9 protein-coding genes are annotated in these 12,169 nt (G+C 62.9%); 6 read left to right on the forward strand and 3 right to left on the reverse strand.

What is annotated here, in order from left to right:
* Window positions 1–173: 173 nt before the first annotated feature.
* The 3 genes from KQ659_RS10910 (at window position 174) to KQ659_RS10925 (ending at window position 3,510) form a co-directional block, all read left to right on the forward strand.
* A complete protein-coding gene (locus KQ659_RS10910) occupies window positions 174–1,175 on the forward strand; it encodes an IS701 family transposase (protein WP_226915530.1) in 1,002 nt (333 codons plus the stop codon).
* 31 nt (window positions 1,176–1,206) lie between these two features.
* Window positions 1,207–2,517 (forward strand): DUF2809 domain-containing protein, encoded by a 1,311-nt coding sequence (locus KQ659_RS21815; RefSeq protein ID WP_216688768.1) that lies wholly within the window; start codon window positions 1,207–1,209, stop codon window positions 2,515–2,517.
* Window positions 2,518–2,592: 75 nt separating this feature from the next.
* Entirely contained in the window at window positions 2,593–3,510 is a 918-nt protein-coding gene (locus KQ659_RS10925) for an FKBP-type peptidyl-prolyl cis-trans isomerase (RefSeq protein WP_216688767.1), read from the forward strand.
* 88 nt (window positions 3,511–3,598) lie between these two features.
* Here the strand turns inward: KQ659_RS10925 and KQ659_RS10930 are convergent, their stop codons facing one another.
* The gene (locus KQ659_RS10930) at window positions 3,599–7,210 is read right to left on the reverse strand and encodes a DEAD/DEAH box helicase (RefSeq protein WP_216688766.1); all 3,612 of its coding nucleotides are present in this window, start codon (window positions 7,208–7,210) and stop codon (window positions 3,599–3,601) included.
* 76 nt (window positions 7,211–7,286) lie between these two features.
* Window positions 7,287–7,769, reverse strand: coding sequence for a hypothetical protein (locus KQ659_RS10935; RefSeq protein WP_226929938.1), 483 nt, complete (start codon window positions 7,767–7,769; stop codon window positions 7,287–7,289).
* Window positions 7,770–7,800: 31 nt separating this feature from the next.
* On the opposite strand from KQ659_RS10935, the gene KQ659_RS10940 reads away from it, so the two are divergent.
* The 3 genes from KQ659_RS10940 to KQ659_RS10950 all read left to right on the forward strand — a co-directional run bounded on the left by KQ659_RS10940 (window position 7,801) and on the right by KQ659_RS10950 (window position 10,183).
* Window positions 7,801–8,370, forward strand: a complete 570-nt coding sequence (locus KQ659_RS10940) for a hypothetical protein (protein ID WP_216688764.1) — start codon at window positions 7,801–7,803, stop codon at window positions 8,368–8,370.
* Window positions 8,371–8,446: 76 nt separating this feature from the next.
* The gene (locus tag KQ659_RS10945; RefSeq protein WP_216688763.1) at window positions 8,447–9,763 is read left to right on the forward strand and encodes a DASH family cryptochrome; all 1,317 of its coding nucleotides are present in this window, start codon (window positions 8,447–8,449) and stop codon (window positions 9,761–9,763) included.
* Window positions 9,764–9,823: 60 nt separating this feature from the next.
* Complete coding sequence (locus tag KQ659_RS10950) at window positions 9,824–10,183, forward strand: hypothetical protein (protein ID WP_216688762.1); 360 nt, start codon at window positions 9,824–9,826, stop codon at window positions 10,181–10,183.
* A 198-nt stretch (window positions 10,184–10,381) separates the two neighbouring features.
* Here the strand turns inward: KQ659_RS10950 and KQ659_RS10955 are convergent, their stop codons facing one another.
* Window positions 10,382–11,914, reverse strand: a complete 1,533-nt coding sequence (locus KQ659_RS10955) for a carbon-nitrogen hydrolase family protein (RefSeq protein WP_216688761.1) — start codon at window positions 11,912–11,914, stop codon at window positions 10,382–10,384.
* Window positions 11,915–12,169 lie beyond the last annotated feature (255 nt).

The raw sequence follows: 12,169 nt of genomic DNA on the forward strand, positions 1-12,169 counted from the left end.
GGTTGCGGACGGTTGGCTTGCCTGTATGAAAAGGAATACTCAAAAATATGCGTAGGCCACATCATTCTCAAACCAATCCTTCACACAATCAGACTTTTCACACTTGTTTTTTAGTGGAGTTGTTTAGATAGGACTTACGCATTTTGGGGTACTTTAAGCAAAACCGCCCGCTCATGCTGACCCAAACCGCTTACAGCGAGTACCTGCTCAGTACGCCCACGAACTACACCTGCACGCATTTGGCCGCCCATCTGCCCGATGTAAGCCACGACCAGGTGAATCGATTTTTGCGCATGAGCACACTGCCAGTCAACCAGTTGCGCGAATTAGTTCAGCCCTTGCTCCACGATTCGCCGGAGGCTTTTCTGCTCGTCGACGACAGCGTACAAGACAAACGCTACAGCCGCTTTATCGCCCTGGCCAAGCGGCAGTATTCGGGCAACGTGCACGGCATGGTCACCGGCATTGGGCTGGTCAATTTGGTGCATAGCAGCGGCGAAGCCGGGGATTTCCTCCCCCTGGATTACCGCATCTACGCGCCCGACCAAGACGAACAGACGAAAAACGACCATTTTCTGGCCATGTTTGACCAGGTTGTGGCGGAGGGCAAACTACTGGCACGCACCATTTTATTTGATTCCTGGTATGCGGGCAGCACGAATTTGAAACGCATTCATCGTGCCGGTTGGACGTTTTTCACGACCCTGAAAAGCAACCGGTTGGTGAGCCTGGCCAAAGAAAGCGGCTACCAAGGCCTGACTACGCTGGAGCCGCCGCCCGGCGGTTGGAGTCAGGGCGTGGAAGTGCGCCTGAAAGAAGTGCCCTTTGGCGTAAAACTCTTCAAGCTAGTGGCCACGAACGGCGACATTGAATGGGTTATTACCAACCACTTGGCTGCTCATCTGACCCGCGAAATGGTGATTGAAGCCGTGCAGGTGCGTTGGCAGGTCGAGGAGTTTCACCGCAGCTTCAAACAGTTGACGGGGTCAGAGAAGTGCCAGTGCCGAAAGGAGATGGCGCAACGCAACCACTTGGCCTGTTGTTACTTGGCCTGGGTATCGCTGCGTCAACACGCCCGCCGCATGGGGCAAACTATTTATCAGGCGCACCAACAGCAATGGGCACCCTACCTGCGGCAGCTGCTCCAAAAGCCAATCATTCAAGCACTTGTATAGTCGAGTGCGTAAGTCCTATTAGAAATACGATATGAATCACTTCGTAGCCCCCAATTCCATCGTGCGCCGCATCTGGGGTACGGCCGATACGGTGCTGTTCATCTTTGCCGGGGCAGCGGCCGAGTTCGCGCTCAACAAGGCCGTGGACTGGCTCTACTTCACCGGCCGCCTGCCCGCCGACCCGCTGGCGCGGCTCTTTTCCACGGTTGACTATGCCCGCCGCATCGTGTTTGCTGACCGGGCCGGGGCCGAGCGGGCCATCGACAGCATTGCCGCCATCCACGCGGCTGTGGAGGCGCGGCGCGGCCAGGCCATCCCGGCCTGGGCCTACCGCGACGTGCTGTTTATGCTCATCGGCTATTCCATGCGGGCGTTTGAAGTGCTGGAACGGCCCATGACCGATGCCGAGCGCGAGGAAATTGTGACGGTGTTCTGCCGCGTGGGGCAGCGCATGGGCGTGCCCGATTTGCCCACATCCTACCCGGAATGGCGGGTGGCCCGCCAGCAGCACCTTGCCCGCGACACAGCCGCCAGCCACTACACCGCCGACTTGTACGTGCAATACCGCAGGCACCTGGGCGGCCCGCGCTATCACCTGCTACGCCTGGTGCAGGGCCTGGTGGCACCGGCCGGAGTACGGCAGCTCTTGCAGCTGCCCGCCGGCTTTTATATAGCCCCAGCCGTGGCTTTCTACCGCCATACGCGGCACTGGCGGGTGAGCCAGTGGACCCGGAATGCCATGCTGCCAGCGGCGTATCGGGCCCGGATTCAGGCCCTGGATGCCGCGCCGGTGGCGCTGGCCGAACCAGCGGTGGCATTCCAACCCACCCGCCGCTGCCCGGTGCACTTAGCGACTATCCGACCAGGCGGGCTGCTGGCTGTTCGTCGGCAGCCCGCTCAAATGGTACGGCACCAGCCTTGTACCCAGCCCATGATTCGCATCCAAAAGCACTATTTATTGGTCGCCAGCTTATTATTCCTGCTGGAAATTCTTATCGCCCTGTTTGCACACGATAAAATCATCCGGCCGTACGCCGGCGATTTTCTGGCCACCATTTTTCTCTATTGTCTTGCCCGGGGCCTGCTTTCCGCCCCGCCGAAGAAAGTGGCGCTGGGCGTTCTGCTTATATCCTATTTGATTGAATCACTGCAATATGCAATGCTGCCTGCCTGGCTGGGCTGGCAACACTGGCGGCTGACACGCATCGTGCTGGGCAGCCATTTTGAGTGGGCCGACCTGCTGGCCTACACGCTGGGAATAGGGCTGATGCTGGGCATTGAGCGCCTAATCGGCCCAATCTGCCGGCAGAGACGACGGCAGCCCGCCGCTTTGCCGCGCTAAAAAACACGAACACCGAAAAACTATCCCGTGTTGTGCCGACCATTAATGCGTTATTTTTACTCCAAAAATCAGCCTATGAAACCTTATTTTTCCGCCGTACTAACGCGCCTTTTCTTCATCACCCTGCTGGCCTCGGCTGGCTTGTTTACCACCGCGTGCAAGAAAGACGACCCCGCGATGAAGGACTACAGCGGCATCGACCAGGACATTATCACCCAATACCTGGCCACCAACAACATCACAACTGCTCAGAAACAGCCTTCCGGCGTGTACTTTCTGCCCATTAGAACGAATACGGCGGCACCCAAAGTCACCTCCGGCTCGTCGGTAGCGGTGCTCTACACCGGCCATTTGCTGGATGCGGCCGGCACGGTGTTCGATGCTTCTTCCAAGCACAGCAACCCGCTGCTGACCTTCGTGCAAGGGGTTGGCCAAATTATCCCGGGCTTCGATGAGGGTGTTTCGTTGATGCACGTTGGAGATAAGGCGGAGTTCCTGATTCCTTCCGCGCGGGGCTATGGCTCGACGGAAAGGGGCAGCATTCCGGCAAACTCAGTACTGCGCTTCGAGGTGGAGGTAGTGGACGTACCGACGTACGATGACAACCTGATTAAGAGCTACCTGACTACCAAAAACATCACCACTGCTCAAAAACAGGCCTCCGGGCTCTACTTTTTGCCCGTTACGACCAACGCCAATGCGGTGCGGCCAGCCATTGGCAACACGGTAACGGTGCTCTATACCGGGCATTTGATGGATGCGACCGGCACGGTGTTCGACGCCTCTTCCCTCAACGGCAACACGCCGCTGAGCTTCACTTTTGGGCGCGGCCAGCTGATTACGGGCTTCGAAGAAGGCATTGCCCTGATGCACAAAGGCGACAAGGCCGAGCTGCTGCTGCCCTCGGCGCTGGCCTACGGGGTGCAGGGCGCTTCCACCATCGGGCCCAATACGGCCCTGCGCTTTGAGGTGGAAGTGGTAGACATCAAGTAATTCAGATTGCGGGGGTGAACGACAGCCTCAGTGGGGTCATTCACTCCCGCAATCTGGCGATAGAACGAAAAAAGAACGCGGAGCCGCGCTACCGCACCCGGGCCAGCAGGGCCGCGTGGTGGGGGGCGCGGCTCAGCATTTCCGCGTTGCCGAGCAGCACCAACTGCTGGCGGGCGCGGGTGAGGGCCACGTTGAGCTTGCGGTCGACCTGCCCGGTTTCGTCGGGCGACACCATGAGCTCCAGTTGGTGCTCGTGGTGGCAGCAGAAGCTCACGATGATGACCTCGCGCTGGCTGCCCTGGTAGCGCTCCACGGTATCGACGCTGATTTGGGCCAGGGCCGGCAGGCTCAACTCCACGGCCAGCTGGGCCAGCCGGGCCCGGATGCGCGCCGCCTGGTTGCGGTAGATGGCGATGATGCCGAGCGTGGTTTCGGGGTTGAAAGCCAGGCCGTAGCCTTGGGCCACGTAGGCGGCGGCGCGAGCGGCCAGCTCGGCTTCCTGGGCCGATTCCTTCATGGACAAGTCCTCGGGCTGACGCAGGGTGGGTACAAAAACCACGCGCTGGCGGCGGAGCGCAGCGGTAAAATCATCGGCAGCGGCGGGCCAGGCGGCGCGGTCGAGCGGCGCGGCCTGCCAGGGCATTGGGCAACGCAGCTGGCCTTCATAAAAGTCCTGGTTGACGAGCACGGCCAGCTCTTCGTGCATCCGGTACTGGTCGGCGAGGGTGCCGTGGGCGTGCGGCCAGTTGGCTTCGGCCCGCCGGAACAGGCGCTCGAAGTAGGAATTGCGCAGGTTGGTGAGGCCGAGGTTTTCGCGCAGTAAATCGGCCACCTCGGCGGCTACGGCGCTGGTTTCGGGCTCCTGGGCCACCACGGCGGGCAGCTGGCGGTGGTCGCCAATCAGGATGAACTTCTTCACCTTGGCCAGCAGGGCCAGCATCGGCGATTCCAGCACCTGGCTGGCCTCGTCCACCACGGCCACATCGAACTGCTTGAGCATGAACAGCTCGGGCTTGCCCAGCAGGCTGGCCACCGTGCCCACGTAGAACGGCGTACCCGTGAGGCGGGCGCGCACGGTCTGGCGGCTGGCGCAGTCGGCAATCATGGCATCGAGCAGGTACGGCCGGTACTGCGGCGAGGTGCCCAGCCGCGAGCCCACCCGAATAAACGGCAGGCCCGCATCGACCAGCTGCTCGCAGATTTCGTCCACGGCGCGGTTGGTATAGGCCGCCAGCAGCACCTGCTTATCTTCTTTGTAAAGTTTTTCGGCCAGCTCACGCAGCACACTGCGGGTTTTGCCAGTGCCGGGCGGGCCGCAGAGCACAAACCAGTCGGGCGCGGCCAGGGCGCGGGCCACCACTTCGGTGGCCGTGGTAGCGGGCGCGGCGGCGGGGTTCCAGTCCTCGGGCTCGCGCGGGCCGGTGCGGGCCAGCAGGCGCTTCCGCCGCTCGGAGCTCAGGCCAAGGAAGGACGAAAGGCCGGCCCATTCGCGCCGGAAGGTGTCGTAAGTATCGGGCTCCAGCGCCCAGTGCGAGTGGCCCAGCAGGTAGCGCGGGGCCATGCGGCGGTTGCGCACGCTGAGCACCACGCGGCCATCGGCCCCGAGGTCTTCGGCCAGCACGACTTTGACTACCTGAGCATCGAGAACCGTTAAGCTATTAGCTAATAGCTGCTGGCTATTAGCTTCGTTACCTAAGGAGCTAACAGCTTTTCTACGCGGGTAAAGAATGAGCGTATCACCGGCCCGGAAGTTTACTTCGCGGCCACCGGCGAGGCGTTGGAAAATGAGGTGCGGGCCGAGGCCGTTGCGGGCATCATCGGGGGCGCCGCTGTGGTCTTCGATGAGTTCCAAATCATCGAGCAGGCTGAAATTTTGATACTTGCGGGCCTGGGGCAGCAGCCAGAGGCCGGCCTGGCCGCCGGCATCGCCGGGGCGGGCTTCGTCGCCGAGCAGGGTGAGGCGCATTTCGCGGGCCGAAAAGCGGGCCAGCTCCAGGCAGTAGGCGCGCTCCACGGGGTCGGCGGCGGCCCAGGCGTTGGCTACTTTTTCGGCCTTGGCTTTGCCGAAGGACGGCAAGGCCATGAGGTTGGGGTGCAGCACGGGGGCCAGCAGCACGGCTGTTTGGCGGGGACCGGTGGCGCGGGCCAGCTGCAATTCGGTGCCCACGAGCTGGTTGCGGGCTGACAGCAGGCGGTCAATCAGGTCCTGGTCCTGGTCGACGCGGCGCACGGCGGGCTGGCCGCTGGCCGCGTTGGAGTACAAAATGCTGGTGCGGCCCCGGCCGGCCGTTTCCCCATCGGCCCCAAACACCGATTCGAGCAGCAAACGGTAGAGCTGGGCCTGGGCGGCGTGGTTGGTCCAGGGCTCGGCGTGGGGTACTTTGGTCGAGCTTTTGAGCTCAATGAGGTCGTAGCCGGTGCTACTTTCGTGCAGCAAATCGAGCCGGCCCTGTAGGCCGTAGGTGGCCGACAGAAAGGTGGGTTCGAGGAAGCAGTCGGCCAGACGCAGGGGTTCCTGCTGGTAGCCGGTGCGGCTGGCAGCCACAAAGCCCAGGGCGCGGGTTTCGCGCAGGGTGCGGTGATGGCGGCGCAGGTCGTTCAGCAGCTCGGGCACGCCGGTGCGGGTCTGGAACTCGGGCAGCGTGCTGAGCGAGAGCGGTGCCGAGCGAAAAAGCCGGCCCTTAAAGAAGGCTTCCAGGTCGAAGTCCTTGGCTGTCAGCTGCTCATTATCAGCAGTAAGCTCGAATTGGGGAGCATCGACGGCTTCCGGCAAGGCGGTAGCACTATCGTGGCCGGCCAGCTTCGCCAGTCGCTCCAGCTGCTGTTTGCGGGCAGCTTCTTCGTGCTTAATTCTTATTTCTTCATTCCTCCCCGCGTGGCTTACTTCCTCATCCAGCAGCAGGTTCACCAGGTTTCCGAGCACCAGCGGGCGCGAGGTTTCATCGGGCAAAAACGCATTCAGCAGCGCCCATTCGGGGATGGTGCCGTCGCGCTGGGCGCACTCGGCAATGGTGGTGACGCTGATGAGGTAGTCGGGTTCCAGCACCACGCGGCGGGCGCGCACGCTGCCATCGGCCAGCAGCACCGGGCCGATGAGGTGCAGCGTGGGATGCAGCGTGGCGGCCAGCAGCAGCACGTTTTCGTAGGCGGCGGGCAGCACCAGGCCGAAGGGGCCGGCGGGGCGGCCATCGGCGGGCGCGGCCATTTCGACGGTGAGGGTACCGGTGGCTAGGTCGGCGTGCAGCACCCGCACGCGCCAGGTAGTGCTGGCAGCAGCCTCGGGAATATGGGCAGCGGTGGCTATCTCAACGGTTTCGGCGGGCCCGTTGGCGGCTTCGGCCAGGGGCTGGGGTAGCGCGGGGCCGGCGTAGGCCGCACCGGTGAGGTGCAGCACCAGCGCCGCCACGGCTGCAAAGCCACTGGCGACTTCTGCGGGCGTACCGGGGTAGCTTTCGTGCACCACCAGGTTGGCGGCCAGGCGCAGGGCCTGGAGCTGCTGGCGCAGGGCGGCGGGCAGCTCGTGCGTGTGGGCGGCCTGACCGATGGCCTGGCTGAGGTCGATGAACGGGGACTCCCGGGCCTTGCAGTCGTCGCGCAGCACGGCTTCGAGCAGCTTGCGCAGCTTGGGGAGCTGGTCAGCGGGCGCAGCGGCGGGGTCGGCGGCCAGGGCGGCGAGGCGGGAGTAGTAGCGGGTGGGCATCAGGAGGTAGAGAATTTGCGGCCGGGCCTGTAAAAGTAGCGGTTTTCTGGGTCCGGCTGGCCCGCTGCGGGCCGGGTTAGCGGGCGGTGCTCAGGCCCACGGGCGCTGTCAGTGTGCCTTCCTCGTACATATTCAGATAGAGCTTGAGGGGCTGCTGCTGGCCTTTCCACGTCAGCGAATACACGTCGAGCTGGCCTTCGTTGTCGATGCCGACTTCGGCAATTTTGAAAGCGCAGCAACTGCCTTCGTGCTCATACTTAAGCGTTTCGCCCCGGGGCCCGAGCAGGGCATTGAGGTAGCGCTGCTGGTTGCGCAGGCCGGCTTCGCGGCCGCCTCCCACCCGCACCGGGTTGTTTGCCGTAAAGCCGTAGGTTGCGTCCTGGCTGATGGCCTGAATCAGGAAGGGCAGTACGCCGCTGCCCCCTTTTTCGTACAGGCCCTGCGATACAGCGCCGCCGTAGGTGGGCGGCGTTTTTGGCCGGGCCGTTTCGCAACTCCACAGGCTCAGCACCCCGAACATCAGGAGGCTACCTTTTATCATTTGTTGTTTTTTATTCATGCGTACGCACTTCTTTTCCTGGGTTGACAGTTTGCAAATATCCGCCGCCCGCCCCGTTTTTCGCGCCCTGGCCCTGAGTGGCGGGCTGCTGTGCGGGTTGGCCACGGCCGCCCAGACGCCAGCCATCACCGCCGATTCGCCCCTCCCCGGCCTGCTGGCCGAGCGTAAATCCCTGACCGACCGCTACCGCGAGGCCAGCGCCCAGCGCCATAGCCTGTTCGGCAATAAGCCCTCCAAAAAAGACCTCCAGGAAGTGGTGGATGCCCTGCAGGGCATCGTGGACAAGGACCAGCAGATTGTGGACGTGCTCAACCGCACTGCACAGGCGGCCCAGACCAATTCCGTGCGCCTGGCCGCCACCACTACCCACCTCGAAACCAGCTCGCGCGACGACCGCAACCTCACCGCCCAGCGCCTCTCGGAGCTCACCAACGAAACCGAAAACATGCGCCAGCGCGAAAAGCAGCAGCTGGCTAAAATGCGCGACCTCGAAGCCGAAGTAGCCGAGGCCAAGCAGGGCCATTTCGTGCGCGACGCCCTGATTGCGGGGCTGGCGCTGGCCTGCGTGGGCATGGTGGTGGCACTGCGCCGGCGCCGGTAGCCCAAGGTTTTTTGCGGGCCAGCGGGAAGTCTGCCCGCGTTGCGTGTTAGCCTACTACACTCGCCCAAAAACCTGCATGACTGTTCTCTACTGGCTGCGCAACGACCTGCGCCTGCACGACAATGAGGCGCTGGCCGCGCTACCGGCCGGCACCACCGCCCTACTGCCCGTGTATTGCTTCGACCCGGTATCGCTGGGTTCTGATGCCTACCTGGGCCTGCCACGCACCGGCTCGCACCGGCTCGCCTTCCTGCTCGAAACCCTGGCCGACCTGCGGCAGCGCTACGCCGCGCTGGGCTCCGCCATTCACTTCGCGGTGGGCCGCCCCGAAGAAGTGCTGCCCGCCTTAGCCCGGCAGCTGAACGCGGGGGCCGTGCACGCCAGCACCGAGCACACCACCGAGGAGGAAGAGGCCGAAGAAGCCCTTCGCGCCGCCCTTGGCCCGCAAGTGTCCCTGCGCTGTTTTGAAACCCTGACACTGCTGCACCCCGATGACCTACCTATTCCCATTGGGCGGCTGCCGCTCTCGTTCAGCAAGTTTCGGTTTGATGTGGCTGCGAAAGTGCGGGTACGGCCGCCGCTGCCCGCACCGCGCCAGCTGCCACCATTGCCGTCGGGCTTCGTACCCACGCCGTTGCCCACTGCCGATGCGCTAGCCGCCGCGCTGGGCCTGCCGGCATCGGCGCGGCACCTGCCCGACCACCGCTCGGCCCTGCCCGCGCTGGGCGGGGGCGAAACCGCCGGCCTGGCCCGCCTGCACGACTACGCGGTAGCGCGCCACCTCATTGGCCGCTACGATGACACACGGAATGAAATGCTGGGCGAGGCCTTCAGCACCAAGTTTTCGCCCTGGCTGGCCAACGGGAGCCTTTCGGCCCGCCAGATTTGGGCGGCCATTGATGGGTACGATGCCACCCACGGCGCGCGCAGCAAAGGAGCCATGCAGCTGCGGCTGGAGCTGCTGTGGCGCGACTACTTCCGCCTGCTGGCGCACCGCGCCGGGCCGGATTTCTTCCGTTGGCGCGGCCTGCGCGACCAGCTGCCCAAGCCCGCTCAGTCCGACAAAACCGTGTTTGCCAACTGGGCCGCCGGCCGTACCGGCAATGCCTTTGTGGATGCCAACATGCGCGAGCTGGCATCCACCGGCTTCATGAGCAACCGGGGACGGCAAAACGTGGCGAGCTACCTCATTCACGACCTGCACCAGGACTGGCGCTGGGGGGCGGCCTGGTTCGAGCACCAGCTCATCGACCACGACGCAGCTTCGAACTGGGGCAACTGGAAGTACATCGCCGGGACCGGCACCGACGTGCGCGACACGGCCTTCGACGTACCCCAGCAGGCCCGGCGCTACGACCCGCAGGGCCGTTACGTGCGCACTTGGCGCTTGTAGTGCGGACTGTTCGCCTGCACTACACCAAGGCGGCGCTACGCCCGGCCGTACCTTTGGCCCATGTCCGCAACGTTTCCTTTTCAACTAACGGCCGCCCCCGTGCCCGTTTCGCCCGAGTACCAAGTATTGATTTTTGCCGATGTGGGCGGGCTGGAGGACTATTACGCCCTATTTCAGCATTTCGGCTTCGGCGGTACGGCCGCTTCCTGGGCTGAGCACCTCGAAACCATCGTGGAAGAGCATTGCCCCGCCCTGCTCGATGAGATGGAGTTCACCGAAAGCGGCACCGCCTTCGTGGCCTACGTCAGCAGCCCGGCCCTGGCCGACCAGTTTCTGGCCTGCGTACTCCCCTATTTCGGCACGCTGCCGCAGCTGCGCAAGTACCTGAGCCAGGCCGACCCGGACGACTTTTTTCAATAGCCTGAAGTAGGGCACGGAGTCGCACCTTACTACTTTTCCGCAAATTATTTCAACACGAGGAGCCTCGTTTGAAAAAAAGCCGCACCGCAGTGACAGAAGCACTAAAGCAATCTGTCACCGCAGCGCGGCGCTATCGTTCAGGTGGCATGTTACTATAAACCTGTCACCGCTACGCGGCTGCGCTGCAATCAGGCCGGATTAATGCTTAGGCATCAATTCAGAAGCGCTGAGCTGGTACACGTCGGAACGGCGATTGCGCAGGTTTTGCACGCTGCCGCTGTGGCGGAGCTTGTCCAGAATCGACAGGTCCACGTCGGTTACCAGAATCATCTCGGTGTTGGGCGTGGCCTCGCTTTTCACGCCGGTGTTGGGAAAGGCGAAGTCACAGGGCGTGAGTACGGCCGACTGGGCGTATTGAATGTCCATGTTTTTCACGCGGGGCAGGTTGCCCACCGACCCGGCCATGGCCACGTAGCATTCATTTTCGATGGCCCGGGCCTGGGCGCAATGGCGCACCCGCGAGTAGGCCGTCTGAGTGTCGGTGAGGAATGGGATAAACAGGATGTTCATGCCTTGGTCCGCCAGCAGGCGGGCCAGCTCGGGAAACTCCGCGTCATAACAAATCAGCACGCCGATGGGGCCGCAGTCGGTTTCGAAGGTTTGCAGGCGCTTGCCGCCGGTCAGGGCCCAGTATTTGGCCTCGTTCGGCGTGACGTGGATTTTCTCGTAGCGCTCCGTCGAGCCGTTGCGACGGCAGAGGTAGCCAACGTTCATCAGCTTGCCGTCGGCGGCCACCTCAGGCATCGAGCCGGTGATGATGTTGATGTGATACTTTACGGCCAGCGCCGTGAAGCGGGCCAGAATTTCTTCGGAATAGCGGCTCAACTTGCGAATGGCATCTATTTCGGACAGCTCATTGGCCTCGGCCATCAGCGGGCCGTGGAAAAGCTCGGGGAACAGGGCAAAGTCGGCGCGGTAGGCCGCCAACGCATCCACGAAGTATTCTACCTGCTGAAACATATCGTCGAGACCTTCATACAGGCGCATCTGCCACTGCACCAAGCCCAGGCGCACCTGGGTTTTGCGGGCCACGGCCTGCACCGGACTGGTGTCGTAGAGCATGTTGTCCCACTCCATGAGCAGGGCATAGTCGCCCGAGGCCGCGTCGCCGGGCAGGTAGCCCTTGAGCACCCGCACGGGGTGGAAGTCGTTGGCCAGTTGGAAATTCAGCGAAGGGTCCACGATTTCGCGGTCCTTCACCTTCTGCACGTACTGCTTGGGCGTGAGCGTATCCAAGTATTCGTGATAGCCCGGAATGCGGGCCCCGAAAGCAATAGAGCGCAGGTTGAGCCGCTCGCAGAGTTCCTTGCGGGCATCGTAGAGACGGCGGGCCAGCCGGCGGCCGCGCATGGCCGGCACCACGAATACCTCGATGCCGTAGAGCGTATCGCCGGCGGCGCTGTGGGTGCGGAAGGTGTAGTCGCCGGTCACGTCCTGAAAGGTGTGCACCTCGCCAAACTGGTCGTGCGTCACAATCAGGGCCAGGGCGGCGGCCACAATTTCCTCGTTCACCGTTACCACAAACTGGCCCTCGGGAAACAGGTCGACGAGCTGCTCAACCTGCTCGCGCCGCCAGTAGCTCTGCATGCGCGGGTAGGCCAGCAGCATGGCGGCTTTCAGGGCTTCGTAGTCGGATTTGAGGAGGTGGCGTATTTCAATTAATTCATTCATAAACGGCAATAAGGGGTAATTGCGGAGCTAACGGGCGGCCCTTGGGGCGGCTGTTGGGTACGATTGGTAACGGAGTGGTCCTTCTATTCCTACGCAGGAAAATGAACGGTGGCCGGATTTGCGCCCAGCTCGCCGCCACCTTGGCCGCGGCGTTCACAAGCCCTGCTGCTGTCGTTGCGAGTGGGGCACTATTCACAACGCGGGCAGCACCAATCCTTTACCAGTCGCCCGCTTCCCAATCCGGGAAGTAGCAGT

This window comes from Hymenobacter siberiensis, from assembly GCF_018967865.2.
In the GTDB taxonomy this organism is placed as follows: Bacteria; Bacteroidota; Bacteroidia; order Cytophagales; family Hymenobacteraceae; genus Hymenobacter; species Hymenobacter siberiensis.

What these genes read in the sequence shown, in the direction of transcription:
- KQ659_RS10910 (WP_226915530.1), top strand. Translation starts at nt 174, where the DNA reads ATGCTGACCCAAACCGCTTACAGCGAGTACCTGCTCAGTACGCCCACG.
- KQ659_RS21815 (WP_216688768.1), top strand. Translation starts at nt 1,207, where the DNA reads ATGAATCACTTCGTAGCCCCCAATTCCATCGTGCGCCGCATCTGGGGT.
- KQ659_RS10925 (WP_216688767.1), top strand. Translation starts at nt 2,593, where the DNA reads ATGAAACCTTATTTTTCCGCCGTACTAACGCGCCTTTTCTTCATCACC.
- KQ659_RS10930 (WP_216688766.1), bottom strand. Translation starts at nt 7,210, where the DNA reads ATGCCCACCCGCTACTACTCCCGCCTCGCCGCCCTGGCCGCCGACCCC.
- KQ659_RS10935 (WP_226929938.1), bottom strand. Translation starts at nt 7,769, where the DNA reads ATGAATAAAAAACAACAAATGATAAAAGGTAGCCTCCTGATGTTCGGG.
- KQ659_RS10945 (WP_216688763.1), top strand. Translation starts at nt 8,447, where the DNA reads ATGACTGTTCTCTACTGGCTGCGCAACGACCTGCGCCTGCACGACAAT.
- KQ659_RS10950 (WP_216688762.1), top strand. Translation starts at nt 9,824, where the DNA reads ATGTCCGCAACGTTTCCTTTTCAACTAACGGCCGCCCCCGTGCCCGTT.
- KQ659_RS10955 (WP_216688761.1), bottom strand. Translation starts at nt 11,914, where the DNA reads ATGAATGAATTAATTGAAATACGCCACCTCCTCAAATCCGACTACGAA.